The sequence below is a fragment of the Corynebacterium sp. MSK008 genome (assembly GCF_030232585.1).
In the GTDB taxonomy this organism is placed as follows: domain Bacteria; phylum Actinomycetota; class Actinomycetes; order Mycobacteriales; family Mycobacteriaceae; genus Corynebacterium.
In genome coordinates this window covers 79,555-104,579 of the sequence record NZ_JASPJX010000011.1, presented here as the reverse complement: position 1 = coordinate 104,579, position 25,025 = coordinate 79,555, and the positions used below count along the sequence as shown (strand labels likewise).

27 protein-coding genes are annotated in these 25,025 nt (G+C 64.9%); 19 read left to right on the top strand and 8 right to left on the bottom strand.

The window, feature by feature from the left end; genetic code table 11:
- Positions 1-278 precede the first annotated feature (278 nt).
- Positions 279-1,145: a carbohydrate kinase family protein gene (locus tag QP996_RS09835; protein WP_284872455.1), complete on the bottom strand. Its 867-nt coding sequence runs from the start codon at positions 1,143-1,145 to the stop codon at positions 279-281.
- An 18-nt stretch (positions 1,146-1,163) separates the two neighbouring features.
- Between QP996_RS09835 and QP996_RS09830 the strand changes: the two genes are divergently transcribed.
- Positions 1,164-2,432, top strand: a complete 1,269-nt coding sequence (locus tag QP996_RS09830; RefSeq protein WP_284872454.1) for a glycoside hydrolase family 32 protein — start codon at positions 1,164-1,166, stop codon at positions 2,430-2,432.
- 12 nt (positions 2,433-2,444) lie between these two features.
- On the top strand, positions 2,445-4,454 hold the full coding sequence (locus tag QP996_RS09825; protein ID WP_284872453.1) for a sucrose-specific PTS transporter subunit IIBC: 2,010 nt from the start codon (positions 2,445-2,447) through the stop codon (positions 4,452-4,454).
- On the opposite strand, the gene thiD is transcribed toward QP996_RS09825, so the two are convergent.
- The 4 genes from thiD to QP996_RS09805 are packed head-to-tail and all read right to left on the bottom strand — an operon-like array spanning position 4,430 to position 9,523.
- The gene (gene thiD / locus QP996_RS09820; protein WP_350309515.1) at positions 4,430-5,251 is read right to left on the bottom strand and encodes a bifunctional hydroxymethylpyrimidine kinase/phosphomethylpyrimidine kinase; all 822 of its coding nucleotides are present in this window, start codon (positions 5,249-5,251) and stop codon (positions 4,430-4,432) included. The two genes, QP996_RS09825 and thiD, sit on opposite strands and share 25 nt — an antisense overlap.
- 22 nt (positions 5,252-5,273) lie before the next feature.
- Entirely contained in the window at positions 5,274-6,866 is a 1,593-nt protein-coding gene (locus tag QP996_RS09815; RefSeq protein ID WP_284872452.1) for a GTPase, read from the bottom strand.
- Positions 6,859-8,703, bottom strand: coding sequence for a GTPase (locus QP996_RS09810; RefSeq protein WP_284872451.1), 1,845 nt, complete (start codon positions 8,701-8,703; stop codon positions 6,859-6,861). Before QP996_RS09810 ends, QP996_RS09815 begins: the two co-directional genes overlap by 8 nt.
- A gap of 28 nt (positions 8,704-8,731) precedes the next feature.
- Positions 8,732-9,523, bottom strand: a complete 792-nt coding sequence (locus QP996_RS09805) for a formate/nitrite transporter family protein (protein ID WP_284872450.1) — start codon at positions 9,521-9,523, stop codon at positions 8,732-8,734.
- A gap of 280 nt (positions 9,524-9,803) precedes the next feature.
- Between QP996_RS09805 and rplN the strand changes: the two genes are divergently transcribed.
- The 3 genes from rplN to rplE are packed head-to-tail and all read left to right on the top strand — an operon-like array spanning position 9,804 to position 11,076.
- Positions 9,804-10,172 carry a 50S ribosomal protein L14 gene (gene rplN, locus QP996_RS09800; RefSeq protein WP_070474984.1) on the top strand — a complete coding sequence of 123 codons (369 nt, stop codon included), beginning with the start codon at positions 9,804-9,806 and terminating at the stop codon, positions 10,170-10,172.
- Positions 10,173-10,175: 3 nt separating this feature from the next.
- The gene (rplX, locus tag QP996_RS09795) at positions 10,176-10,490 is read left to right on the top strand and encodes a 50S ribosomal protein L24 (RefSeq protein WP_284872449.1); all 315 of its coding nucleotides are present in this window, start codon (positions 10,176-10,178) and stop codon (positions 10,488-10,490) included.
- A gap of 1 nt (position 10,491) precedes the next feature.
- A complete protein-coding gene (gene rplE, locus QP996_RS09790) occupies positions 10,492-11,076 on the top strand; it encodes a 50S ribosomal protein L5 (RefSeq protein ID WP_284872448.1) in 585 nt (194 codons plus the stop codon).
- Between the two features lie 111 nt (positions 11,077-11,187).
- Here rplE and QP996_RS09785 read toward each other — a convergent pair whose 3' ends face one another.
- Entirely contained in the window at positions 11,188-12,372 is a 1,185-nt protein-coding gene (locus QP996_RS09785) for a hypothetical protein (protein ID WP_284872447.1), read from the bottom strand.
- A gap of 103 nt (positions 12,373-12,475) precedes the next feature.
- Here QP996_RS09785 and QP996_RS09780 point away from each other — a divergent pair, with 103 nt between their 5' ends.
- Positions 12,476-13,993 (top strand): OFA family MFS transporter, encoded by a 1,518-nt coding sequence (locus tag QP996_RS09780; RefSeq protein WP_284872446.1) that lies wholly within the window; start codon positions 12,476-12,478, stop codon positions 13,991-13,993.
- Between the two features lie 5 nt (positions 13,994-13,998).
- On the opposite strand, the gene QP996_RS09775 is transcribed toward QP996_RS09780, so the two are convergent.
- Positions 13,999-14,754 carry a formate dehydrogenase accessory sulfurtransferase FdhD gene (locus QP996_RS09775; protein ID WP_284872445.1) on the bottom strand — a complete coding sequence of 252 codons (756 nt, stop codon included), beginning with the start codon at positions 14,752-14,754 and terminating at the stop codon, positions 13,999-14,001.
- A 178-nt stretch (positions 14,755-14,932) separates the two neighbouring features.
- Here QP996_RS09775 and QP996_RS09770 point away from each other — a divergent pair, with 178 nt between their 5' ends.
- Positions 14,933-15,646, top strand: a complete 714-nt coding sequence (locus tag QP996_RS09770) for a DUF2786 domain-containing protein (RefSeq protein WP_284872444.1) — start codon at positions 14,933-14,935, stop codon at positions 15,644-15,646.
- Here QP996_RS09770 and QP996_RS09765 read toward each other — a convergent pair whose 3' ends face one another.
- Positions 15,647-16,882 (bottom strand): amidohydrolase, encoded by a 1,236-nt coding sequence (locus QP996_RS09765; RefSeq protein ID WP_284872443.1) that lies wholly within the window; start codon positions 16,880-16,882, stop codon positions 15,647-15,649.
- A gap of 344 nt (positions 16,883-17,226) precedes the next feature.
- Between QP996_RS09765 and rpsH the strand changes: the two genes are divergently transcribed.
- From rpsH to rpsM, 12 genes are all read left to right on the top strand, one after another.
- Positions 17,227-17,625, top strand: coding sequence for a 30S ribosomal protein S8 (rpsH, locus tag QP996_RS09760; RefSeq protein WP_284872442.1), 399 nt, complete (start codon positions 17,227-17,229; stop codon positions 17,623-17,625).
- Positions 17,626-17,644: 19 nt separating this feature from the next.
- A complete protein-coding gene (gene rplF, locus QP996_RS09755) occupies positions 17,645-18,181 on the top strand; it encodes a 50S ribosomal protein L6 (protein WP_284872441.1) in 537 nt (178 codons plus the stop codon).
- Between the two features lie 2 nt (positions 18,182-18,183).
- Complete coding sequence (gene rplR, locus QP996_RS09750; RefSeq protein WP_038609691.1) at positions 18,184-18,588, top strand: 50S ribosomal protein L18; 405 nt, start codon at positions 18,184-18,186, stop codon at positions 18,586-18,588.
- A gap of 40 nt (positions 18,589-18,628) precedes the next feature.
- A complete protein-coding gene (rpsE, locus tag QP996_RS09745; protein ID WP_284872440.1) occupies positions 18,629-19,282 on the top strand; it encodes a 30S ribosomal protein S5 in 654 nt (217 codons plus the stop codon).
- Positions 19,283-19,287: 5 nt separating this feature from the next.
- A complete protein-coding gene (rpmD, locus tag QP996_RS09740) occupies positions 19,288-19,473 on the top strand; it encodes a 50S ribosomal protein L30 (RefSeq protein ID WP_034997282.1) in 186 nt (61 codons plus the stop codon).
- A gap of 7 nt (positions 19,474-19,480) precedes the next feature.
- Positions 19,481-19,978, top strand: a complete 498-nt coding sequence (rplO, locus tag QP996_RS09735; protein WP_284872439.1) for a 50S ribosomal protein L15 — start codon at positions 19,481-19,483, stop codon at positions 19,976-19,978.
- 535 nt (positions 19,979-20,513) lie between these two features.
- Complete coding sequence (secY, locus tag QP996_RS09730) at positions 20,514-21,842, top strand: preprotein translocase subunit SecY (RefSeq protein WP_284872438.1); 1,329 nt, start codon at positions 20,514-20,516, stop codon at positions 21,840-21,842.
- Positions 21,842-22,387: an adenylate kinase gene (locus QP996_RS09725; protein WP_239217643.1), complete on the top strand. Its 546-nt coding sequence runs from the start codon at positions 21,842-21,844 to the stop codon at positions 22,385-22,387. Before secY ends, QP996_RS09725 begins: the two co-directional genes overlap by 1 nt.
- 80 nt (positions 22,388-22,467) lie before the next feature.
- Positions 22,468-23,259, top strand: a complete 792-nt coding sequence (gene map, locus QP996_RS09720; RefSeq protein WP_284872437.1) for a type I methionyl aminopeptidase — start codon at positions 22,468-22,470, stop codon at positions 23,257-23,259.
- Between the two features lie 51 nt (positions 23,260-23,310).
- Positions 23,311-24,096, top strand: a complete 786-nt coding sequence (locus QP996_RS09715; protein WP_284872436.1) for a L,D-transpeptidase — start codon at positions 23,311-23,313, stop codon at positions 24,094-24,096.
- Positions 24,097-24,261: 165 nt separating this feature from the next.
- The gene (gene infA, locus QP996_RS09710; protein ID WP_019193979.1) at positions 24,262-24,480 is read left to right on the top strand and encodes a translation initiation factor IF-1; all 219 of its coding nucleotides are present in this window, start codon (positions 24,262-24,264) and stop codon (positions 24,478-24,480) included.
- 175 nt (positions 24,481-24,655) lie between these two features.
- Entirely contained in the window at positions 24,656-25,024 is a 369-nt protein-coding gene (rpsM, locus tag QP996_RS09705; RefSeq protein WP_034997293.1) for a 30S ribosomal protein S13, read from the top strand.
- The last annotated feature ends 1 nt before the right edge of the window (position 25,025 follow it).

The window sequence follows — 25,025 nt, the reverse complement described above, 5'->3', positions numbered from 1 at the left end:
TGATGTCCAATAAGTGACCAGACTCCACGTCCAAAAACTCACCAGACTCCATGTCCAAAAAGTGTCAAGACATGACAGCACTAGCAGATCAACTGTCCAAGTTTTTGTTTGTGCAGGTGGTGTTGAAAGGCGTTGTCGGTAAGAGCGTGATCTGCTAGTTGCCTGGAGGAGGGCGGGGCGGGGAACTAGCAGATCCGCGCGCCGGGGGGAGAAGACGGTGCCAGACAGGAATCCGGCGCAGACCAAACAGACCCGCGCAGACCCGCGCAGACCCGCGCTTACGCCAGTTCGTGCAGGTACGGCGTGTCGGCGCCGGTGCGGGAGACAGTGATGGCGGCGGCGCGGGCGGCGAAGTCCAGGATCTCGCGCCACTCGCCTTCGCCCAGCGCCAGCAGCGCGGAACGGTCGAGGCCGCGGGCGTCGAACTGGTGGACCAGCGCGGCCATGATGGTGTCGCCGGCGCCGATGGTGTCCGCGACTTCCACGGCGGGGGCCCGCACCTCCACGGAACCGAACGGTGCGCGGACGCGGATGCCGTCGCCGCCGAGGGTGGTCACTACGACGGGCACGTCCGAGGTATCGCCGAGGAAGTCGACTTCCTCGTCGGAAAGCTTTAGCACCGTCACCGATTCCAGAAGCCCGCGCAGGAACAGGCGGTGCTTTTCGGAGGAAAACGCGGGCCGTAGGTTGGGGTCCAGGCATACGGTCGCGCCGTTGTCGGCGCTGACTCGCGCGGCTTCGGCGTAGCGCAGCGAGCCGGGTTCCAGGGCCAGGGACAACGTGCCAAACACCGCGTAGCCGTCCTCGACCGGCTCCGGTTCGGCGAGCCGGTCCGCGGTGCCGTTGACGTAGAAGGTGTAGGAGGCGGAGCCGTCGTCACGCAATGCGGTGACTGCAAGCGGGGTGGGTTCCTCACCGCTGGGGCACAGCGAGAGGTCGACGTCGGCGTCGAGGAGCGATTGCCGCAGCGCCGCGCCGTACGCGTCGGAGGAGAGGCGCGACTGGAAAGCCACTGAAGCCCCGAAGCGCCCCAGCGCGCGGGCCACGTTGAACGGGCCGCCGCCGAGCGCCGGGGTCAGCGGTGCGAGTGGGCCGGGGGCGGACGGCACGAGGTCGACCAGGGCTTCGCCGTACACGGTGATCATGCGTCATAGAATAAACACATGTCGTACCGGCCGAAACACCACCTCACCGCGCCTCAAGGCAGGCTCAACGACCCGAACGGGATGATGTTGCTCGGCGATGAGCTGCATGTGTTTTACCAGCACGACCCGAGTTTTCCCGCCCAGCCCAAACGCACCGGCTGGGGGCATGCCGTGACCACGTTGGGTTCGGGCGTGTGGCGGCATCTCCCGGACGCGCTCTACCCGGGCGTGTCGTACGACGAGAACGGCTGCTACTCCGGCTCGGGCGTGGTGCACGACGGCCAGATCCGCCTGTTTTACACCGGCAACATCAAACGCGACGGAAAGCGGTTGACCAGCCAGAACATCGTGGATGTGGACGACATCGAAGGCCCCATGGGCGGAATCTACCGTCGCCGCGACACCAACCCCGCGATCGACGGCCCCGCCGACGGCTACACCGCGCACTACCGCGACCCGCACGTCACCCAGGCACCGGACGGCACATGGCGGATGGTGCTGGGCGCCCAGCGCGACAACGGCACCGGCGCGGCTGTGCTCTACACCTCGGACGACTTGGACACGTGGCAGTTCGCCGGCGAGATCGAGTTCGCGGGCCTGAACTACAACGTCGCCTCGGCCTACATGTGGGAGTGCCCCAACCTGCTGCGGATGCGCGATCAGGCCACGGGCGAGATGCGCGACGTGTTCGTGTTTTGCCCGCAGTTTCCGGATTCGGACGATTGCGGGTACGTCGTGGGCAAGCTTGAAGGCCTGCGGGTCGAGGTCGAGCGGGATTTCACCCCGCTGGATTACGGCTCGGAGTTTTATGCGCCGCAGCTCATCAGCGACAACAACGGCGGCGCGCTCATGCTCGGCTGGATGGGGCTGCCCGCGCGCGACGACACCCCCACCTTCCCCGCGGAGGGGTGGGTGCATCAGCTCACGCTGGTCAGGGAGCTTTTGCTTATCGACGGCCACCTGGCCACCGCCCTGCAGATCCCGGACGCCCACGACATGCTCGTCGAGCGGGTGGCGCTGGGGGACGCCCCCTGGGCGGCGGACCTCGTCCCCGAGGGGGAGCACACGTGCGCCACAGTGACCTGGCGTCCGGACGGAAAAGGGCGCGGCACCGTGTTGGTTGACGTGGGCGGGCGTATCCGGTGGGCCGAGTGCGCCGCAGGTGAGCTGGTGCTTACCGCGGACGGCGCGGCGGTGGAGTGCACCGCGGGCGACGGGGAAGTCGCGTTTTCTTTTGCCGTCTTTGCTCCCGGTGGGGCGCAGTGGTCGGCGCTAACACCTCAATAGGAAGGAACAACTGTGCAACATAAGGACGTGGCCGGCCGAGTGCTGGCCGCCGTGGGCGGTGAGGACAACATCGTCGGCGCGGCGCACTGCGCCACGCGTCTGCGGATGGTGCTGAAAGATTCATCGCTGGCGGATACCACCGCCCTGGAAAACGACCCTGATCTCAAGGGCGTGTTCGAAACCGGCGGCATGTACCAGATCATTGTCGGCCCTGGCGACGTGGACAGGGTGTTTGCGGCGATGGACGGGATGACGTCGAGAAGCATTGCGGTCTCCACCGAGGAGCTGAAAAGCGTGGCGGCGGACCAGGGCAGCTGGTTCACCCGCTTTATCAAGGTGTTTTCCGACATCTTCGTGCCGCTGATTCCGATCCTGGTTGGCGGCGGCCTGCTCATGGCGCTGAACAACGTGCTCACCGCGGAGGGGCTGTTCGGAGACGATTCCCTGGTGGGGATGTTCCCGCAGATCCAGGGGCTGACCGAGATCATCAACGTGCTGTCGTCCGCGCCGTTTGCGTTCTTGCCGGTGCTGGTGGGTTTTTCCGCGACGAAGCGCTTCGGCGGCAACGAGTACTTGGGCGCCGGCATGGGCATGGCGATGGTGCACCCCGCGCTGGTCAACGGCTACGACGTGGCCACGTCCATGGCGGAAGGGACCATGCCGTACTGGGACCTGTTCGGCTTCCCGGTGGCGCAGGGCGGCTACCAGGGCGCTGTGCTTCCGGTGCTGGCTGTCGCGTGGATTCTGGCCACGATTGAGAAGTGGTTCCACCGCCGACTGAAGGGCACCGCGGACTTCTTGATCACCCCGCTGGCCACGCTGCTGATCACCGGGTTTATCACCTTCATCGCTGTCGGCCCGTTCGTGCGCTGGCTCGGCGACCTGCTCATTCACGGCCTGGCCAGCCTGTACGACCTGGGCGGCCCGGTGGGCGGGTTCCTGTTCGGCCTGGTGTACTCGCCGATCGTGATCACGGGACTGCATCAGTCCTTCCCGCCGATTGAGCTGGAGCTGTTCAACCAGGGTGGCTCGTTTATCTTCCCCACGGCGTCCATGGCCAACATCGCGCAGGGCGCGGTGGCGCTGGCCGTGTACTTCTTGGCGCGCAATGCCAAGCTCAAGGGCCTGGCTGGGTCCTCGGGTGTCTCGGCTGTCTTCGGCATCACCGAGCCGGCGATCTTCGGTGTGAACCTGCGTTTGCGCTGGCCGTTCTACATCGGCATGGGCGCGGCTGCCGTTGGTGCGATGCTGATCGCGCTTTTCGACGTCAAGGCCACCGCATTAGGCGCCGCCGGCTTCATCGGAGTTGTGTCCATGCGCCCCGGCGACATGCCGACGTTCCTGGCGCTTGCCGCCGTGACGTTCGTTATCGCGTTCGCGGCGGCCTACGGTTACGGCCGCTACCTGGTGGGCAAGCAGGGGACGATCGACCCGGACGCGCCGGAGGATTCGCGCGCCGACGCCGCCGCGGTGGCCACGCTGCGCGAGGCGTCCGCGGACGCGCTGCCGGTTGCGGCCCCGCTGACCGGCGAGGCGCTGCCGTTGACGGACGTCTCCGACCCGATGTTCGCCCAGGCCAAACTCGGCGGGGGCGTGGCGATCCGCCCGACGGTGGGGGAGCTGCGCTCGCCCCTCGACGGCAAAGTGGTGGTCACCTTCCCGTCCGCCCACGCCTACGCGGTGCGCGGCACCGGCTCCGATGGCAAGCCTGTGGACGTGTTGATGCACATCGGCTTCGACACCGTGAACCTCAAGGGTGAGCACTTCACCCCGCAAGTGAAGAAGGGCGACGAGGTGCGCGCGGGCGACCTGCTGGCCACCTTCGACATCGGCGGCATCGAGGCCGCCGGCTACGAGGTGACCACCCCGGTGGTGGTGTCCAACACGAAGAAGGTCGGCGAGGTTCTGCCGGGGCTATTTCTGCCTGGCAGTGTCAGCGCCGGCGAAAAGCTGTTTTCTGTGGAGCCGAAGGAGCCGAAGCCTGTGGCGGCTGAGGCTCAGACCCCGCCCGCGAGCCGGTAGAGGCGGTGGAAGTGGTGCACCGGCCCGTGGCCTTGGCCGACGTGGAGCTCGTCGGCGTGGGCGATCGCCTCGTGGAGCCACTCGGATGCCCAGGTAACGGCGTCAGTGGCGCTGCCGAGTGCCATGCGTGTTGCCAGCGCGGAGGATAGGGAGCAGCCGGTGCCGTGGGTGTTGTTGGTGTCCACGCGCGGCACCTCGGCGACGTGGGCCTCGCCGCCGGGGGTGACTAGCGCGTTGGAGGCGCGGTCGCCCTTGAGGTGACCGCCTTTGACCAGCACGTTAACGTCCGCAGCTGCAGCGTATGTGCGTCCCAGCTCGACCGCCGCCTCGAAGGAATCCGGCTCGGGCTGGCCGGTGAGCACCGCCAGCTCCGGCAGGTTCGGGGTGAGCACGGTGGCGTGGTCGCGGACAAGCTCGCGCAGTGCCTCCTCGGCGTCGGTGGACAGCAGGCGGTCGCCGGAGGTGGCCACCATCACCGGGTCCACCACCACGACCGGCACCGGGTGGGCAGTGAGGTAGTCGGCGATGGTGTTGGTGGTTTCGGCGTCGCCGAGCATGCCGATCTTCACGGCGTCGACCTCAACGTCGTCGAACACGGCGTCGAGCTGCGCGCGCAGAAACGATTGCGGAGGCGTGTGGATCTCGCGCACACCCTGGGTGTTTTGCGCCACCAGGGCGGTGGTCACGCACATGCCGTAGCCACCGGCCGCCGCGATGGACTTCAGGTCGGCCTGGATGCCGGCGCCGCCGGTGGGGTCGGTGCCGGCGATGGACAGGACTCTGGGAATTCGTGCCATGCCCGCCGACCGTACCGGGAAACTACCCGGCGGCTACGGCGATGCGTTCCGCGAAGCGGGAGTAGTCCTCCCGGATGGCCAGAAGCGGCTCCACCACCGCGGTCTGGGAAACCTCGGCGACCTGCTTCTGCACCGCCGAGCGGGTGCGCCGCTTCACACCGGAGCCGAGCATCCCGCCGAACACCGCGGAGATCAGGCCGATAACCAGGCCGGTGAGCAGCCCCGCCATGATCAAAAGCGTCGGAATGGGCCAGCCCTCCACGTCGGGGACGAGGTCGCCGCCGAGCAGGGGAGTGAGCACGCCCGGAACAAACGCGACAAGCAGGTACCACAGCACGCCCACCAGGGCAGCCAGCAGCGCCAGCCACTGGATCACGGTGAGTAGCGACCAGCCCTTGGACGGTTCCGCGGGCAGCGTGGTGCGGGCCACGGCGCGGTCCAGCTCCGCGGGCAGGCCGGCGGAGACCTCCTCGGCGCGGTCGGCCACGGCGGCGGACCACTCGTGCGGCAGCCCGTCGGCCACGGCGCCCGCGTAGTCGCGCACGCCCCGGTTGGCCACGGCCTTCGACGCGGCGTCGAGCTCAGGCATGGAGCTGCGGTGCACCCCGATCTCGTCGGATGCTTCGCGCAGCCCCAGTCGGCGCAGCGGGTCGGGCTTGAAGCGGGTGATCCAGGAGGTCAGCAGCCACCCGGTGCGTTCGCGCAGCCGCTTGCGGTAGGCCGCGGCGGTGGTCTCCGCGATGCGGTCTGCGCCGGCGGCCTGCGCCAGCACGGCATCCATGTCGCGTTTCGCATTCTTTGCGACGCCTCCGGCACCCCTCACCCCGGCATACCCCTCGGCAACAGAGCGGATGTCCGCCTCGATGCGCGCGGTCTGCGCCGTGTGCGCCTTGGCCACCTTCGCGATCGCGGCGCGCAGGTCCTCGATTCCGGCGCCCGTCAGGGTGGAGGTGGGGACGACCTGGACGTTGGTGAGGCCGTCGTCACGCAACAGCCCCGCGTACGAGTCCGCGACGGTGCCGACATCGCCCGCGGCGAGCAGATCGGACTTGTTCAGCACCGCCAACGTCACGGCCGAGTGGTTGGCGTGCGGGCGGATGAACTGGTCGTGGATGACGGAATCCGCGTACTTCTCCGGGTCGGAGACCCACACCAGCACGTCCACCTGGCCGGCAAGGCGCTCGGCGATGGCGCGGTTGGACGCCTCCACCGAGTCGAAATCGGGCAGGTCCAGCAGGATCAGCGGGCCTGCGCCGCGGGCGAACTCGCCTTGGCGGGCGCGGCGGTCCTCCACGCCCAGCCAATCCAAAAGCTCATCGGAGCCGTCCGGCTCCCAGATCGCGGCCAGCGGCGAGGAGGTGGTGGGGCGGCGCGCCGCCGCCTTGCCCAGATCCTCGCCCACAACCGCGTTGAACAGCGAGGTCTTGCCGGAGCCGGTGGCGCCGAAAAAGCCCACCACGGTGTGGTCGCCGGACAGCGCGCGGCGTTCCGCGCCCGCCCTTGCCACGCGCTCGAGGCCCTCGCGGTTGGTAGGTGAAAGGTAGGGCGCGCCGATCTGCGCGGCCTCCTCGAGCGCCTCCAGCCGCTCGGTCAGGCCAGTCTTCTTCCTAAACATTGCCGTCCCCCTTGCCGAAGTTGCCGCGCAACTGGTCGAACAGCCCGCGCAGCGTGCCGCGCTCGAAGCTGTCCTGCACGTCCTCCTGCTGTGCGGGCAGCTGCGGGGCGTCTTGCCTATCGACGAGCCCAAGGAGCTTCACGTCCACAGCGCGCTTCGCCTCCGCGGAAGCCTCCCGCATCTGCTCTGCGGTCGCGCCCTCGAGCAGGGGATCCGTCAGTGCGTGGTAGCGGTCGCGCTCCGCGGCGAAGAGCTCGCCCAGACGCTGGTTCAGATCCTCGCGTGCTTGGACGACCATGCGGCGCACCGTCTCCTCGCCGAAGATGGTCTCCAAAAGCTTCTGGCCCACCACGGCGGATCCGCCCGCGATGGCCACCTCGCCGCCGGTAATACCCGCCGTCGAGGCGAAGACCACCAGCATCAGCGCCACGGTGACCACGTTCAGGCCGAAGGACATGATGCGGGCGCGCTGGCGCTTGTCGCCCGCGGTGTCCTGGATGTGCTGCACCATGTCCTTTTGCCAGTCGCGCACCAGCTGCGCGGCCTTATCGGAGATGTCGACGCTGGCGCGGGCCAGTGCTGGGTCCGCGTCCGCGCGCAGCTCCGGGGCCACCGATCCGGTGTGGGACCACGCGCGCGACGCGGCGGTCTCGGCGGCGTCCACGATCACGGCGTGCAGGCCGGACTCGATTTCAGTTTCCACCTCGCGAAGCGGTGCGGGCTGGCCGGTGAAGAAGCTGCCCACCTTGTCCACGGCGCTGGAGAACCAGCGCTCGAAGCCGCGGAACACATCCGAGGTGCCGATGACGTCCTGCCAGCGGTCCATCACCTCCGAGCGCAGCAACTTGCCATCGGAGGTGGCATCGATGACATGCCGGTTCGCGGCGGTGTAGAACTCGTGGATCGACTCGTCCAACTGGTTGGCAAAGTTCTCCTGTCGCTCGCGTCGGCCCACCAGGGCATCCACGCGGGCCAGCGCCGATTCCACCGCGCCCGCGACGGTCTTGCCGGCGACGTCGCGCCGGGCGGCCGTGTCGTCTGCGAGCGTGGTCAGGTACTCGCGAAGCGGCGCGACCAGCTCCTCGCCCAGGAACTCGCCGGCCCGTTCGCCACCCAGGTCCGCCACGAACGGGACGGTAAATACGGTGGCCTTGGACAGCCCGGCGTCGTTCATCATGCGGCGCAGGTCGTCCGGCACCGTCTCCGCGGCTTTTTCGTCGAGGCGGTTGAGCACCACCACAACCTCGATGCCGCGGCCGGCGGCATCGTTGAGGAAGTTCCACACCAGCTGATCGGCGTAGCGCGCCGGGGTGGTGACAAAGATCCACAGGTCCGCGGCGGCGAGGAGTTGCGACGCCAGTGCCCGGTTCTGGTCGTCGATGGAGTCGAAATCGGGGGCGTCGAGAAGCGCCAAGCCCTCTGGGATGCGGGGCGTGTCCACCACACGCAGGGTGGTGGAGCGCTCGTCGCCCGCGCCGTGGGAGCGGGCGAGGCCGGGCAGCACCTGCGGGGAGTTGAACCAGTCCGCGTCGCCCGGGTTGGCCACCAGCACCGGCTGGCGGGTGGTGGGGCGGATGACACCCGGGTTGGACACCCGCTCGCGCAAAAGCGCGTTGACAAGGGTGGACTTGCCGGAGCCGGTGGAGCCGCCGATGACGGCGAGCAGGGGAGCGTCGAGGTTGGCAAGGCGCGGCAGCACATAGTCGTCGAGCTGGTTGACTATGGCGCGGGCTTCGGGAGCGACGTCGACAGGCAGCGCCGTATCCGCCACCGCGTCGCGCACGCCGCGCACGGCCTGAAGGACATCTGGAGCCGAATGGGAAACAGGTGTATTCACCCGTCCCATTCTGGCAGACGGCGGGGGACTAGTCCTTGTAGTCCGTCTTGGTCAGGTTGAGCCAGCCGTAAATGCCGCCCATGATGAGGCCGCCGCCGATCAAGTTGCCCACCCACACGATTGTCCAGTGGCGCAGGATGTTGTCCCAGGTGTAGCCGGGGATATTCTCGGGCCCGAACTCGAAGCCGGTCAGAGATGTCAGGACGAAGTTGGCGATGGAGTGCTCGTAGCTCATCGCCGCAAACGCCGGGACGACCACGACGACGCCGAGCAGCTTGGCCGTAAAGTCCTTGCCTGCCTGTGTTGTCAGCATGAACGCGATGTTGACCACCATGTTGGCCAGGATCGCCTCGATGAAGAGCTTGCCGGACGGCTTTTCAAGTTTGGACACGATCAACTGGTAGATGAAACTATCCGTCGTCACCGCTTCTCCGATCGTGGTGGAGGCGATCATGGAGGTCACCAGCACGCCGCCGATGAGATTGAAAAGGGTGACAAAGCACACGATGGCGAGACCCTTGAGGATCGTGTTCTTCTTGTGAATCGCCCCGTATGTCATGAACATCATGTCGCCGGTGGCAAGCTCTCCCTGCAGCACCACGATGACGTACAGGGTAGAGGCGAAGATGGAGGCGAACGCGTACCTGCCCGCCCCTGGTGCGATGGACTCAACCACCGTCGCGGTGTTAGCGGCGAACGCCGTCATGATGCCCAGGAACACGCCCGCGAGGATCGCTCTCACCGCGAACCGCACGGGCTCTTTGTTAAAGAGGTCCAGCTTGTTCTGGATGGACTTGGGGGCTGACTCATGGAAGCTCACGCCCATAAAAATTACAGGAATGGTGTGAAAGATGCTATTTATGCGCCGGGTTAGTGATGTGCGTCTCAGGCGAACGCGGGATTTTGGAATTTGCCCAGCTCGTGGTTGAATACCTCAGTTGTCTACTGCTGGTCGGTTGCGACGCGCGTTTCCGAGCTGAGCATCCGAGACCCTTCGACCATGTGGTGGTTCGTCGATAAGCAATAGGCACCGAAAGCATTGACCACGTGCGTACAGGACGGAAATCTGGCGCACATTGATCCAGGTCAGGAGACCAACTGTGATTCAGAAAGAATCGCGTCTGAAGGTCGCCGACAACACTGGTGCACGCGAAATTCTGTGCATCAACGTTCTCGGCGGTTCTGTTCGACGCTTCGCCGGCATCGGCGACACGATTGTCGCCACCGTGAAGGAAGCAGCCCCGGGCGGCAACGTTAAGGAGGGTGAGGTCGTCAAGGCCGTCATCGTGCGCGCCAAGAAGGAAACCCGTCGCCCGGACGGCTCCTACATCTCCTTCGACGAGAACGCTGCCGTCATCATCAAGAACGACACCGAGCCGCGCGGCACCCGCATCTTCGGCCCGGTCGCTCGTGAGCTGCGCGACAAGCGCTTCATGAAGATCGTGTCTCTCGCACCGGAGGTGATCTAACTTATGAAGATCAAGAAGGGCGATATGGTCCAGGTCATCGCCGGCAAGGACAAGGGCGCTCAGGGTCGCGTCATCGAGGCGTACCCGCAGCGTGACAAGGTCCTGGTCGAGGGCGTGAACCGCATCAAGAAGCACGTCGCCAACTCCTACACGGAGCGCGGCGCCGAGTCCGGCGGCATTGTCACCCAGGAAGCCCCGATCCACGTGTCCAACGTGATGATCCTGGACTCCGACGGCAAGCCGACCCGCGTCGGCTTCCGCTTCGACGAGGACGGCAAGAAGGTCCGCGTGGCCAAGTCGAACGGGAAGGACATCTAAGATGACTGAAGCAACTCAGTACACCCCCCGCCTGAAGACGCGTTACCAGGACGAGATCCGCACCAAGCTGAACGACCAGTTCTCTTACGACAACGTCATGCAGATCCCGGGCCTGACCAAGATCGTTGTGAACATGGGTGTGGGCGACGCAGCCCGCGACTCCAAGGTCATCAACGGCGCGCTCGAGGACCTCACCGCGATCACCGGCCAGAAGCCGCAGCTGCGTCGCGCGAAGAAGTCCATCGCTAACTTCAAGCTCCGCGAAGGCATGCCGATCGGCGCGAAGGTCACCCTCCGCGGCGACCGCATGTGGGAGTTCCTGGACCGTCTGCTGACCGTGGCTCTGCCGCGTATTCGCGACTTCCGCGGCCTGAACGACAAGCAGTTCGACGGCAGCGGCAACTACACCTTCGGCCTGTCCGAGCAGACCATGTTCTACGAGATCGACATTGACAAGATCGATCGCGTCCGCGGCATGGACATCACGCTCGTGACCACCGCCACGAACGACGACGAGGGTCGCGCACTGCTGACGCACCTCGGCTTCCCGTTCGCTGACAAGGACGGCAAGATGAAGCGCGCATAAGCGCTTTGCCTGACATCTAGGCAGCTTGAGCTGCTTTGCGCCCCCGGTTCTTTCTGAGCCGGGGGCGTTTTGCGCGTGTTGGGGGTGGGTTGGACGCCGCCTGAGGTGCGACTAACGAGGTTTGCGGGTGGAGTCAGGCGGGAACGCGAGGTCGAGCAGCTCTATGTCGGTGAGGGTTTCCGGGTTGTGCCACAGGACGGCTTCAATCCGGCCGTCGTGGTTGTAAAGGGTGACCCAGTGCTCGTAGAGGACAATTCCTGCACGCCCGTCGTCGGCCCAGGGGATGTCGAGGTCGTCGAGCTTCTCGGTGAACCTCGAGGTCGGGATGTGGAACGGGATGCCCAGGAAACTGGCGTTGTTGTGCGGGCTGATCTCGAGTTCGGTCACCGCACCGTCCTTCTCGGTGGCCCTAGCGGCAAACGATTGGCCGGCCAGCGGCAGCGTCGCCTGGTACCCGTTTCCGAGGAACTCGTCCCAATTCATGCGGTCGATGATGGGGGTCGGCTCGGGATTTCCCATCGCGTCCAGCACCTCCTCGAACTTTAACGGGCAGTCTGTGGTGAAGTCGACGAGCGGCTCGTACCCCGCGCGGTCCTCGGCAGGTTGGGCGGGGGAGGTGGTGCGCGCGGCTGCCGCAGCGGCTTCGGCTTGCACGTTTGCCTCGTAGATCTTCCGCACTGTCTCTACGGGGCCAACAATCGACACCACTCCAGGTTCGTTGGCCACGGTGACGCTGTGCCTATCGACGCCCGCGGGTTCGAGCATGGTGTCTGCTAAGTCAGTTTCGTCCTCCGCGAGCACCGGCGGCAAGAAGTCTTCGAAGACGAACAGGTTGCCCACGTCGTCGATCTCGGCGAAGTGGAGCGTTTCGCCGGTGACCCGGCTGCGTGCGGCAGCGAGCAGGCGGATGAAGTTGAAATAGTCATCTTTGCTGGGCGACAGTGCGACCCCCAACTGCTCCCAGTATTTCACCCTGTTCGATGTGAGGTCCGCCACGGCATCCAGCGCATTGATGGCGATGGTGTCGAGCGGGTCTGGGTCGTCGGGCCAGGCATCGTCAGCTGCGTGATCGAGTTGGTCGAGGCAGGTGTCCATCCGGGCACGTGCGTCGTCGTGAAGCGAAAAGTCCCTCGTTGATGCATCGAACTCGATGCTGTTGATGATGGCGGTGACCTCCGGCCACCTTGCCGTGCAGGGGCGGGCGAATCCGTGGAGGAATGCTTTCGCGGTTTGCAGGGCGCCGAGGGCTGCGGCAGTTGTGGATCCGGCGTGTTGGAGTGCTTCGTCGTAGAACATCGGCCGTTGACCTCCTCGTGTGAATGGAAGCTTTCAGTTTCTGCCCGCCTGCGAGATATGATTCCATTCGTAATTTATGCAGGCGAGACGGCAGGAAGCGTCCATGTCATTCTTCTCCCGAGGTGCGATTATCGCACCCAAGGAATTCAACCGCTGGCTCATCGTCCCGGCAGCGCTGGCGATCCACCTCTCCATCGGGCAGGTGTACGGGTTCTCCGTGTTTAAGAAGCCGATGATGGAGCACTTCGGGGTGGGGGAAGTCGCTGTGGGGTGGATCTTCTCGCTGGCGATCGGCATGTTGGGCACGTCGTCTGCACTGTTCGGCTCGTGGGTGGAAAAGGTCGGTCCGCGCGCGTCGATGTCTGTGGCAGGCGTGCTGTGGGTGGTCGGATTCCTGGTGGCCACACTGGGGATTAGCACCGGCAACCTCTGGCTGGTGTATTTCGGCTACGGGTTCATCGGCGGAATTGGCTTGGGCATCGGCTACATCTCGCCCGTGTCCACGCTGATGAAGTGGTTCCCGGACCGGCCGGGCCTGGCCACGGGGTTGGCGATCATGGGCTTCGGCGGCGGCGCGTTGATCGCCTCGCCGGCGTCGAACCGGCTGATGGAGGCGTTCGGCGGCGGGGCTGAGCTCGCGGATCGCGCTGCGGGGCTTGAACCGACGTTTATCACCCTCGCGGTGGTGTACCTGCTGGTCATCGCGATGGGTGCGTATTGCATCCGGCTGCCACACCCGGACTGGACCCCGTCGGGTGCGCCGAAGATCAAGGCGAAGCCGGCGAAGGTCGCCATCGTCGGTGCCAACGTCAGCGCGAACAACGCGATCCGCACGCCACAGTTTTGGTGCCTGTGGGTGATCCTGTTCTGCAACATCACCGCCGGCATCGGCATCCTGGAAAACGCCGCGCCGATGGTGCAGGACTACTACCCGGCGCTGAGCGCCGCGGCCGCCGCCGGGTTTGTCGGCCTGCTGTCGCTGGCGAACATGGGCGGGCGCTTCATCTGGTCGTCCGCCTCCGACGTGATCGGCCGCAAGAACATCTACATGGTGTACCTGGGGGTTGGCCTGATCTTCTACTTCGTGGTGGCATCCGCCGGTCACACCAGCTTGTCGTTGTTCGTGGTCAGCACTCTGATCTTGCTCACCTTCTACGGCGGCGGGTTCGCCACCATCCCGGCATACCTGCGCGACCTGTTCGGGGTCTACCAGGTCGGCGCAATCCACGGACGGTTGCTCACCGCCTGGTCCGCGGCAGGAGTAGCGGGGCCACTGATCATCAACACGGTGGTGGAGCGGCAGGCCAACCGCGGCAACTCGGGCCCGGAGCTCTACCAGCTCTCGCTCTACATCATGTGTGTGCTGCTCGCGGTGGGGCTCGTGGCGAACGTGCTGGTCCGGCCGGTCGCCCGTAAGTGGTTCGAGGATCCGGAGACGGTGCAGGCCAAGGTGGAGGCGGACCGTGCGTCGGCGAGAGAGTCCGCAACGGCAGCAACCGGTGGCGGTGCTGGATCCATCCACGCGCTGGTGGCGACGGTGCTCGCGCTGGTTATCGCGGCGCTGTTGGTCTACGGGCTGTGGGAGACCGCGGTGAAAGCGTCGCAGATGTTCGCCGGCTAAACCGTTTAAGCCCCCGCGTAGACGCTGAAACGCTCCTCGCCCACCTCGCCGACAAGCACCGTGTTGGTGGCCCGGGCCAGCTCCACGGCCATCGACGTTACGCCGGCAGTTGTGGCCACCGCGCCGAATCCAGCGGCTGCGGCGGCACGCACGATTTCGAAGCCCACCTGCGCATCGGTTGCGAGGGTGAGGGCGGCGGACGCGGAGGCGTCGAGAAGCATGTGCCCCGCAATCTTGTGCACGGCGTTCAACGGGTCGAGGTCCTGGCGCGCGACGTCGCCTGCGACTGCGGTGGGCAGGTCACGCGTGCGGTGCTGCGACAGCACCTCGGGAAGCGCGAAGATCGCGGTCGGGTCGAGCTTCATGAACTCGCCGCGCACGTCGAGATTCGCGGCGAGCTCGCGCACCCGCTGCTCCGCGGAGATACCGCACGCGTCGCCGGGGATCGGGTCGATGAACTGCGGGGCCGAGGGTCGCGCGAGCTGGACGTCCAGCAGGTTGTAGGTGTTCTCGCCGCCGATTGCGCCCTCGCAGTAGCGGGCGGTGACCACGTCCTCGACACGCGTGATCGTCCCGCGCGCCAGCAGCAGGCCGTGCGCGAGCTCGATGTCGTGGCCCGGGGTACGCATAAGCGTTGCGACGCTCACGCCACCGGCCCGAATCTCCAGCGGTTCTTCGACCGCGACCTGGCCCGCGCGGGTGTCGCGGGTGCCGTCGGCGGAAATCTTGGTCACTGCGAAGCTGCGTTTGGTCCTGCTCACGGGAACCGATGGTATCGCCGGATGCTTAACTCGCGAACTCGCGGCGAATCTACGTGCAAAAACGCGGGTTATCCACAGGGGTGCAAGCGCGAATTCCACAAGCCCGAAAACATCCGCCTTGACGCCCCGCTACAACTGCACCCACACATCCGAACACAGAAAGGGGTGGGTGCGTCCGATGCGTACCGAAGACAAGATCAAACAACGACTGCAGAAACTGCTCAACCAGGCCCGCGACCGGGAGGGCACGCCGGAAGGCGACGCGTTCTACGCCAGGGCGTTCGAGCTCATGGCCGAGTACGGCTACGAACAACGCGACCTGGACACCGACGACGGCGACCAGGTGGGCCAGCGCACCTACGAGTTCGCCGGCTCCTACACCGAGATGCAGGCGAACCTGCTGCTGACCATCGCATTCGCGCTGCATTGCACCGGGTTTTCGCAGCGCGTGTACAACTCCACGCGTATGAAAGACGCGGTCATCTTCGGCTGCGCGCGGCACCTGGAGCGGGTTGACATGCTCTACGCGCTGCTTCTGCCCGTGATGTTGGCGGATGCGCAAAAGGTGCGCGCGACCCATTGGGGCGAATCGGCGGTGGTGCGCCGCCGCAGCTTCATGTCCGGCTTCGCCGCCAGCATCGGCGCGCGCCTCGCCGAAGCCGAAAAGACCGTGGAGGAATCGGACGGGGAGTATGGGCTCGTGCTTGTCGACGACTTCCAGAAAGCCACCGAAGCCCGCGACAACTTCGCCGCAGAGATGGGCTTCTTTCTAGGAAGCTTCTCGTCAAAGCGGTCCTTCGACGCGGATGCGTTCGACCAAGGGCATGAGGCGGGGCAGCGCTCCGACATCGGGCAAACGCGGGTGCGCTCGCGGCCGGCGCTGCCGTTCTAGCTACACGCCGTCGTTGTCTACCAGCCACGCTGCCGCGGCCACGATCATGGCTTCGGCCGCGCGGTCGAGCGTGGGCTGCAGGTCCGGAGCGAAGGCCGGGGAGTGGTTGCCGGGGGCGTTTTCCCAGTCCTTGAAACCACCCAAGCCCCAGTAGGTGTAGGGCACGCCGAGCGCGTCCGGGATGATGGAGAAGTCCTCTGAGGCAGGGATTTGGCCGATATCCATGGACTCGTCGGCGAAGTGGGCGTCGAAGGCGTCGCGCACCTGCGAGGTGATCACGGGGTTGTTATCCGTGAGCGGGTACTCGTCGTAGAAAGTGATTTCCGGCTCCCGGGGGCTACCGGCCGCGAAGCATTCGCCGCGCACAATGCGGATGATGGCGCTGCGCAGCGTGTCGCTGACCTCGCGGGTGTAAGCGCGGGTGTTCACGCGTAGCTCGGCGGTTTCCGGGATCACGTTCGCTTTCACCCCGGAGTGGATCGCGCCGACGGTGAGCACCGCGGTGTCCTTCGCCTGGATTTCGCGGGCCACCACGGTGTGCAGGCGGGTGACAATGTTGGAGGCCAGCAGGATCGGGTCCACGCCCTTTTCCGGCATGGAACCGTGGGTGCCTTTGCCCCAGACCTCGATCTGGGCGGAGAAAGCCTGGGACATAAACGGGCCTGGGTGCGTGCCCACACAGCCTGCAGGCAGCATGGGAAGTACGTGCTGCCCCAAGTAGACGTCCGGTTTCGGCATCGCCTCTCTGATGCCGTTGGCCAGCATCACCCGGGACCCGGCATAGGCCTCCTCCGCAGGCTGGAACACCGCCACCAGTGTGCCGCTCCAGCAGTCCAGGTTGGTGGCGTACGCCTCTAATGCGCCGAGCACGCCCATAATGTGGAAATCGTGCCCGCAGGCGTGGGCGACGTGCTCCTCGTGCCCGCTGACAGCATCCACCTGCGTGGCGGTGGAGGCGTAGGGCTTGCCGGAACGTTCCTGCACCGGCAGGCCGTCGATATCTGCGCGGATAGCAACCACCGGGCCAGGGCCGTTCTCAAGCACACAGACCGTGCCAGTCTCACCAACCTGCATGTGCGTCAGCTGCAGCGCATCCAGCCGCGAGCGGATCTTCGAAGACGTCTGCAGCTCCTGCAACGACAGCTCGGGATGCTGGTGGAACCACACGTACAGTGCTTCGCGCGCCTCGCGCGTGGCGGCCAGCGTTCCACATAGCTGAGCAAGAGCAGTTTCCATAGAAAGGCAGTCTATGGGGTCTGTGCACGGAGGTGTGCCGGAGGTGTCCGTCGATAAGCGATTTGCTCATTGGTGCAGGAAAGCGGTAAGTTACCCCCTCGGACTTGCGCGCCGACGATTCGGCCTGCGCAAGCCGAAGTACATTTGAACATCCAACTTTGTTGCAGGCCCCCCGCCAAGATGCGGACCGCGTGCAAGGGAGGCGGCGAGCGGCCCACGCTATTGAGTGTGGGCAGCGTGAGTAGCCCCCGACAGACCATGCGGAAAACGCGACCTCAAGCGCTCACGCGCTGCAGGTCACCCGGTGGATGGGAACCGCAACGAGAAAGGTAACGGTCACCACAATGACCATGACTGATCCGATCGCGGACATGCTGTCGCGCGTGCGCAATGCAGCAACTGCGCAGCACGACACCGTGTCTATGCCTTCGTCCAAGATCAAGGTGAACATCGCCGAGATCTTGAAGCAGGAAGGCTACATCGAAGACTACAAAGTTGAGGACGAGAAGGTCGCCAAGTCGCTGACGCTCAACCTCAAGTACGGCCCGACCCGCGAGCCTTCTATCGCTGGTCTGCGCCGCGTGTCCAAGCCGGGCCTGCGCGTGTACGCGAAGTCCAACGACCTGCCTCAGGTGCTCGGTGGCCTGGGCGTGGCAATCATCTCCACGTCCCACGGTCTGCTCACCGACCGCCAGGCTCAAGAGAAGGGTGTAGGCGGGGAAGTCCTCGCTTACGTCTGGTAAAGGGGAGGTTGAAAGACTTATGTCTCGTGTAGGTTATGCACCCATCGCAATCCCGAACAACGTCGAGGTGAAGATCGACGGCCAGCACGTCGAGGTCAAGGGCCCGAAGGGCACCAAGGACCTGGATATGCCGGCACCGATCACCGCTTCCGTCGAGGACAACCAGATCGTGGTGGCCCGTCCGGACGACCACCGTGACAACCGTTCGCTTCACGGCCTGACCCGCTCCCTGATCAACAACATGGTCGTGGGTGTGACTGAGGGCTACAAGATCAACATGGAGATCTTCGGCGTCGGCTACCGCGTGCAGCAGAAGGGCAAGGACCTCGAGTTCTCCCTCGGCTACTCGCACCCGATCCTGATCGAGGCGCCGGAAGGCGTCACGTTCTCCGTCGACGGCAACACCAAGTTGGCCATCGAAGGTTCCGATAAGCAGCAGGTTGGCCAGATTGCGGCAAACATCCGCCGTCTGCGTAAGGATGACCCGTACAAGGGTAAGGGCATCCGTTACGCCGGCGAGCAGGTCCGCCGCAAGGTCGGAAAGACGGGTAAGTAATCATGAGCAATACTGCAGAGAACACCAAGCGCACCCCGGTTGGCAAGGACATCTCGTCCCGCCGCCGCGAGGCACGCGCACGTCGCCACAACCGCATCCGCAAGACGCTGCGCGGCACCCCGGAGACCCCGCGTCTCGTTGTGCACCGCTCCTCGCGTCACATCCACGTCCAGGTCATCGACGACCTCGCGGGCCACACCCTGGTCTCCGCGTCGTCCATCGAGCCGGACGTGCGCAACCTGGAGGGCGACAAGAAGGACAAGGCTGCCAAGGTTGGCCAGCTCGTTGCTGAGCGCGCCAAGGCTGCAGGCATCGAAGCAATCGTCTTCGACCGCGGCGGCTACAAGTACCACGGCCGCGTCGCGGCCCTGGCTGAAGCAGCTCGTGAAGGTGGTCTGAAGTTCTAATGATCACCGCAAACATCACCATCAACGGAAGGATCGCGTAATGGCCGAACGTGAACGGCGTGACGGCGGGCGCTCCGCCGACAACCAGAACAAGAACGACCGCAACGACCGTAACGATCGCGGCAACCGTGGTGGCCGCGGCCGCCGCGACGACCGTCGCAACAACCAGAACGACGAGCGCGATAAGTACATCGAGCGCGTCATCACCATCAACCGCGTTGCCAAGACCGTCAAGGGCGGCCGCAACATGTCCTTCACCGCACTCGTCGTCGTCGGCGACGGTGAGGGCATGGTCGGCGTCGGCTACGGCAAGGCAAAGGAAGTTCCCGCCGCAATCCAGAAGGGTGCAGAGGAAGCTCGCAAGAACTTCTTCCGCGTCCCGATGATCGGCGGCACCATCCCGCACCCGGTTCAGGCAGAAGAGGCCGCGGGCATCGTCATGCTGCGCCCGGCTGCTCCGGGTACCGGTGTGATCGCCGGCGGCGCTGTCCGTCCGGTGCTCGAGTGCGCTGGTGTTCAGGACATCCTGGCCAAGTCCCTTGGCTCGGACAACGCCCTGAACGTGGTCCAGGCAACCGTCGCAGGCCTGAAGCAGCTTGTCCGCCCCGAAGAGGTGGCTGCCAAGCGTGGCAAGTCCGTCGAGGAAGTTGCACCGGCTCGTATGCTGCGCGCACGCGCAGGTCAGGAGGCCTAAGCACCATGGCACTGAAGATTACGTTGCACCACGGCAAGATCGGCGAGAAGCCGGTTACCCGTAAGAACCTCGAGGCTCTCGGTCTGCGCAAGATCGGCCAGTCCGTCGTGAAGAAGGACAACGCTGCTACCCGCGGCCAGATCCTCAAGGTGCGCCACCTCGTCACCGTTGAAGAAGTTGCAGGGGAGTAGATACAACATGGCTGACATCATCAAGCTCCATGATCTGCGCCCGGCAGAGGGCGCAAACAAGGCCAAGACTCGCGTTGGTCGCGGTGAGGCCTCCAAGGGCAAGACCGCCGGTCGCGGCACCAAGGGCACCAAGGCTCGTAAGCAGGTTTCCGCTGCTTTCGAGGGTGGCCAGATGCCGCTGCACATGCGTCTGCCGAAGCTGAAGGGCTTCAAGAACCCGAACCGCGTCGAGTACCAGGTGGTCAACGTCGCGGATCTGGCAGAGGCCTTCCCGCAGGGTGGCGACATCGCCATCGCCGACATCGTTGCCAAGGGCCTCGTTCGCCCGAAGCAGCCGGTGAAGGTGCTGGCAGAGGGCGACATCAACGTCGCGCTCAACGTCACCGCGAACAAGTTCTCCAAGTCCGCTGAGGAGAAGATCAAGGCTGCTGGCGGCTCCGCCAACACCGTCGAGTTCTCCAAGCGTGCTCCGAAGGCTGAGGGCGGCTCCACCATCGTGGAGTAAGCCTGAGCTTTTCGACGTCACCCCCGTCCCGGACGTTTCCCGTCCAGGGCGGGGGTTTCGCCGTTGGTGGTGGGGTGCGATGACGGATTCCGCCGCGAAGTGTCTGGGAAGCGTGGGGGATTTGTTCACTCGCGAAGTCGGTCCGAGTGAACAAATACCTAGTCGGGTGGGCAATGCGTTCATTTTGCCCAGGTCGGAGAAATCGACGAACGGATCCGTTCACCGGCGGGTGAATCAATTTGGGTGGGGGAGCCGGGCCCGGCAGATTCCTGACACATTACGGCGGCCGTTTGCGCCGACCTGGGCCGATAGGGCCCGCCTGACGGATTCCGCCGCGAAGTGTCAGCAGGCCGCCTTGGGGGAGCCTGGGAAAGTGGCCCTAACCGAACCTGAAATATCAACTTTCTACCGGGGGCTGTTAGTGTAGTGGGGTCAAAAGACCGCCCCGCCGGTTTTCGTATGCCCGCGAAACCTGCGCGAGGAGTCGAATGTCCACTACCTCCCGTCCGTGGCGCGGCGGGGGCCAGGAGGCTTTGTGTCCGCTATTGCTCAGGCGTTTAAGGACCCGGATCTACGCAAGAAGATCCTGATCACCCTTGCGCTGATGTTTCTGTACCGCGTCGGCGCCCAGATCCCCACTCCGGGTGTGGACTACGCGCTAATCAACTCCCGCCTGGAGGAAATCTCCCGCGGCGACCAGGCGACGATGTTCTCCATTATCGGCCTGTTCTCCGGTGGCGCGCTGCTGCAGCTTTCCATTTTCGCCATCGGCATCATGCCGTACATTACGGCCTCGATTATCGTGCAGCTGCTCACCGTGGTGATCCCGAAGTTCGAGGAGCTGAAGAAGGAAGGCCAGTCCGGCCAGGCGAAGATGACGCAGTACACCCGCTACCTCACGGTGGCGCTGGCACTGCTGCAGTCGGCCGGCATTGTGGCGCTAGCGGACCGCGAACAGCTGCTCGGCCAGGGCATGCCGGTGCTGGTTGAGGACCGCAACATCTGGACGCTTCTGATGATGATCATTGTCATGACCTCCGGTGCGGTGCTGATCATGTGGCTCGGCGAGATCATCACTGAAAAGGGTGTCGGCAACGGCATGTCCCTGCTCATCTTCGCGGGCATCGCCACCCAGATTCCGTCCGAGGGTGCGTTCATTCTTCAGCAGTCCGGAGCGGTCACTCTGACCCTGGTTATTCTGGCGCTGATCGCGCTGGTCATCGGCATCGTGTTCATCGAGCAGGGCCAGCGCCGCATCCCGGTGCAGTATGCCAAGCGTATGGTGGGTCGCCGTCAGTACGGCGGGTCCTCGACCTACCTGCCGCTGAAGGTGAACCAGGCCGGCGTGATCCCGGTGATCTTTGCGTCCTCGCTGATGTATGTGCCGGTGCTGATCACCCAGATCGTTACCATGAACAACCCGACTCCGCCGGACAACTGGTGGATGAACCACGTGATGGCGTGGCTGCAGAACCCGGGTTCCTGGCAGTACATTCTCACCTACGTGGTGATGATCATCTTCTTCTCCTACTTCTACGTCTCCATCCAGTACGACCCGGTGGATCAGGCGGAGAACATGAAGAAGTACGGCGGCTTCATCCCGGGCATCCGTCCGGGCCGCCCGACCGCGGAGTACCTGGCGTTTGTGATGAACCGTCTGCTGTTCGTCGGTGCCATTTACCTCGCCCTGATCGCCGTTCTGCCGAACTTGGCCATGGACGCCGGTATCACCGGTTCGGGCCAGATGGGCATGAGTGCGTTCGGCGGCACCGCGATCCTGATTATGGTCTCCGTGGCCCTGACCACGGTCAAGCAAATTGAATCCCAGCTCCTGCAATCCAACTACGAAGGACTTCTGCGATAATGCGTCTCGTTCTCCTTGGCCCTCCCGGTGCCGGCAAGGGCACCCAAGCCGCGATTCTCTCCGAGAAGCTCGGTGTGCCGCACATCTCCACGGGCGATCTGTTCCGCGCCAACATTGGCGAGGGCACCCCGCTCGGCGTTGAGGCGAAAAGCTACATCGACGCCGGCAAGCTTGTGCCTACCGACGTCACCGCGCGCATGGTCGAAGACCGCCTGAACCAGGATGACGCGAAGGACGGCTTCCTGCTGGACGGCTTCCCGCGCACAGTGGAGCAGGCCGAGATCCTCACTGAGCTGCTGGGCAAGAAGGGCGAGAAGCTCGACGGCGTGCTCAACTTTGTTGTCGACGAGGACGTGGTGGTCGAGCGCATGCTCGCCCGCGGCCGCGCGGACGACAACGAGGAGACCATCCGCACCCGTCTCGGCGTCTACCGCGACGAGACCGCTCCGTTGATCCAGCACTACGGCGACCAGATCATCTCCATCGACGCTGTCGGCGACGTGGACGAGATCAACCAGCGCGCCATGGAGGCGCTGGGCAAGTAGCACGCCCAGTGTGAAGGCCGGTGTGTTCGCACCGGCCTTTCGCTTTTTGCCTATCGACGACCCAAAGGACCACCACGTACATGGCTTTCAGAAAACGCAAGATCGCGGCCAAAACGCCGGAAGAGCTCGACGCCATGGAGGCCGCCGGGCGCATCGTCGGCATCGCCCTGCAGGAGGTCCGCGCCGCCGCCAAGCCGGGTGTAAGCACGCTCGACCTCGACAAGGTGGCCGAGACGGTCATCCGCGATCACGGCGCGATCCCGACGTTTCTGGGCTACCAGGGCTTCACCGGCTCCATCTGTGCGTCGGTGAATGAGGTGGTCGTGCACGGGATTCCGTCGTCAAGCATTGTGCTCGAAGAAGGAGACCTGGTCTCCATCGACTGCGGCGCCACGCTCAATGGCTGGGTGGGCGACAGTGCGTGGTCCTTCGGCGTCGGTGAGCTGGTTCCCGAAATCGACGCCTTGAACCGCGCGACCGAGTGGGTGCTCGCGGAAGGGCTCAAGGCGATGGTCCCGGGCAACAAGCTCACCGACGTCTCCCACGCCCTCGAGCTGGCCACCTTTGCTGCCGAGGAGCGCTTCGGGGTGGAGCTAGGCATCGTCGACGGCTACGGGGGCCACGGTATCGGCCGCACGATGCACGAGGAGCCGTACCTGGCCAACGAAGGCAAGCCGAACCGAGGGCCCGTGATCCAGGAAGGATCCGTGCTGGCTATCGAGCCGATGCTGATCCTCGGTGGGGAAGTGGACACCGAGGTGCTGGAGGACGAATGGACGGTGGTGTCGGTGGACCGCGCGCCTGCCGCCCACTGGGAACACACCGTTGCCGCGACCGCCGAGGGCCCGAGAATTCTTACGCCGCGCGTGTAGTTTTCTGGCGCGTTGTAGTGCGTTTCATGGCAGGGAGGTTATACTTCCGCCATGTCTTACCGTCCCCGCCACGCAAAGCAGTCGCCGCTGAAGCGACGCGCAACCACCTTCGCTGCCGGCCTCGGTGTCGTCGCCTCCCTGGCAGCTCCGGTTTCCGCTCAGGCCGCGCCTGGGCAGAATCCGGTTGCCATGTCCAGCCTGGACTCGCTGACCAACCAGGCCACTTCGTCGTTGAGCAACCTGGACAAGTCCGCGCGCGATGCCGCGTGGAACATCCGCAACGGCCTGCGCCAGCAGGCAGACGGACTGGCCGCCATCGACCCGGAGCTGCCGGCGAAGGCGAAGAAGCGTATCGACGAGATTGTCGAGACGTTCTTCCCTGGCCTGATCGCCGAGAAGACCCCGAAGCCCAAGCCGGCCCCGAAGCCGGCCCCGGCCCCGGCACCTGCGCCGGCGCCGCAGCAGAACCCGCGCGGCGACTTCAACTACGGCCCGTGCCCGGCTGACGCGAAGGCGTGTGTAGACATCGATGGCCGCCGCTCTTGGCTGCAGAACAACGGCGTCATGTACTACCAGTCCGGCCTGATCGGCCCGGGCAAGCCCGGCTACGAGACGCCGCGCGGCACGTTCTACGTCAACCGCAAGGTCAAAGACGAAATCTCCTGGGAGTTCGGCAACGCGCCGATGCCGTACGCCACCTACTTCACCTACAACGGCATCGCCTTCCACCAGGGCGACCCGAACATCCTCTCCCACGGTTGCGTGCGCATGTGGCGCGGCGACGCAGAGCGCTACTTCAACGACCTGCAGATCGGCGACAAGGTCTACGTGTTCTAACCCGTATCCGAGATAAGCCCCGGCAACCGCTGGGGCTTTTTGCGTTTTCGCAGGTAAATGGCTAATGTAGTCCAGCGGTGTTTGTGCACGCCTGCACGAGCGCCACATGTAACCGGTAAAAACGTCTGCTGCCTGCACTTTCAGGCGGCGTAGGAAGTGGAGTGTATGGCGAAAGAAGGCGCAATCGAGGTTGAGGGCCGCATTGTCGAGCCCCTGAAGAACGCGATGTTCCGGGTCGAACTGGACAACGGGCACGAGGTTCTCGCCCACATCAGTGGCAAGATGCGCCAGCACTACATCCGCATCCTCCCGGAGGACCGCGTCGTGGTGGAACTTTCCCCCTACGACCTGGACCGCGGGCGTATCACTTACCGCTACAAGTAAGCATTTCAGCCTCCTCACCCAGATCCGCCCTCACGGCGGATCGTGCACCTCTGGCCACGGTGGCTGGAGCCGCGCGTAATCTCAACCCACTCTCCGGCACGGCCCGGACAAAGCGTTGTTTGGCGTGGACGGGTGGGGAGAAAACCACCGTAACAACCCGAAAGGCACGTACCTCATGGCACGTCTAGCTGGTGTTGATCTCCCGCGCAACAAGCGCATGGAGATCGCACTCACCTACATTTACGGCATCGGTGCAACCCGAGCCAAGGAACTGCTCGAGAAGACCGGTATTTCTCCGGACCTGCGCACGGACAATCTGTCCGACGATCAGCTCGCCGCGCTGCGCGACGCGATCGAGTCTTCCTACACCGTGGAGGGCGATCTGCGCCGCGAGGTGCAGGCAGATATCCGCCGCAAGATTGAGATCGGCTCCTACCAGGGCATGCGCCACCGTCGTGGCCTGCCCGTCCGCGGCCAGCGCACCAAGACCAACGCGCGCACCCGCAAGGGCCCGAAGAAGACCATCGCAGGAAAGAAGAAGTAAC

Bases quoted from the DNA above. Each gene is read 5' to 3' on its own strand.
- QP996_RS09835 (WP_284872455.1), bottom strand. From the start codon at position 1,145: ATGATCACCGTGTACGGCGAAGCCCTGGTCGACCTCGTGCCGTCCGCC.
- QP996_RS09830 (WP_284872454.1), top strand. From the start codon at position 1,164: ATGTCGTACCGGCCGAAACACCACCTCACCGCGCCTCAAGGCAGGCTC.
- thiD (WP_350309515.1), bottom strand. From the start codon at position 5,251: ATGGCACGAATTCCCAGAGTCCTGTCCATCGCCGGCACCGACCCCACC.
- QP996_RS09815 (WP_284872452.1), bottom strand. From the start codon at position 6,866: ATGTTTAGGAAGAAGACTGGCCTGACCGAGCGGCTGGAGGCGCTCGAG.
- rplX (WP_284872449.1), top strand. From the start codon at position 10,176: ATGAAGATCAAGAAGGGCGATATGGTCCAGGTCATCGCCGGCAAGGAC.
- rplE (WP_284872448.1), top strand. From the start codon at position 10,492: ATGACTGAAGCAACTCAGTACACCCCCCGCCTGAAGACGCGTTACCAG.
- QP996_RS09785 (WP_284872447.1), bottom strand. From the start codon at position 12,372: ATGTTCTACGACGAAGCACTCCAACACGCCGGATCCACAACTGCCGCA.
- QP996_RS09780 (WP_284872446.1), top strand. From the start codon at position 12,476: ATGTCATTCTTCTCCCGAGGTGCGATTATCGCACCCAAGGAATTCAAC.
- QP996_RS09770 (WP_284872444.1), top strand. From the start codon at position 14,933: ATGCGTACCGAAGACAAGATCAAACAACGACTGCAGAAACTGCTCAAC.
- QP996_RS09765 (WP_284872443.1), bottom strand. From the start codon at position 16,882: ATGGAAACTGCTCTTGCTCAGCTATGTGGAACGCTGGCCGCCACGCGC.
- rpsH (WP_284872442.1), top strand. From the start codon at position 17,227: ATGACCATGACTGATCCGATCGCGGACATGCTGTCGCGCGTGCGCAAT.
- rplF (WP_284872441.1), top strand. From the start codon at position 17,645: ATGTCTCGTGTAGGTTATGCACCCATCGCAATCCCGAACAACGTCGAG.
- rplR (WP_038609691.1), top strand. From the start codon at position 18,184: ATGAGCAATACTGCAGAGAACACCAAGCGCACCCCGGTTGGCAAGGAC.
- rpsE (WP_284872440.1), top strand. From the start codon at position 18,629: ATGGCCGAACGTGAACGGCGTGACGGCGGGCGCTCCGCCGACAACCAG.
- rpmD (WP_034997282.1), top strand. From the start codon at position 19,288: ATGGCACTGAAGATTACGTTGCACCACGGCAAGATCGGCGAGAAGCCG.
- rplO (WP_284872439.1), top strand. From the start codon at position 19,481: ATGGCTGACATCATCAAGCTCCATGATCTGCGCCCGGCAGAGGGCGCA.
- QP996_RS09725 (WP_239217643.1), top strand. From the start codon at position 21,842: ATGCGTCTCGTTCTCCTTGGCCCTCCCGGTGCCGGCAAGGGCACCCAA.
- map (WP_284872437.1), top strand. From the start codon at position 22,468: ATGGCTTTCAGAAAACGCAAGATCGCGGCCAAAACGCCGGAAGAGCTC.
- QP996_RS09715 (WP_284872436.1), top strand. From the start codon at position 23,311: ATGTCTTACCGTCCCCGCCACGCAAAGCAGTCGCCGCTGAAGCGACGC.
- infA (WP_019193979.1), top strand. From the start codon at position 24,262: ATGGCGAAAGAAGGCGCAATCGAGGTTGAGGGCCGCATTGTCGAGCCC.
- rpsM (WP_034997293.1), top strand. From the start codon at position 24,656: ATGGCACGTCTAGCTGGTGTTGATCTCCCGCGCAACAAGCGCATGGAG.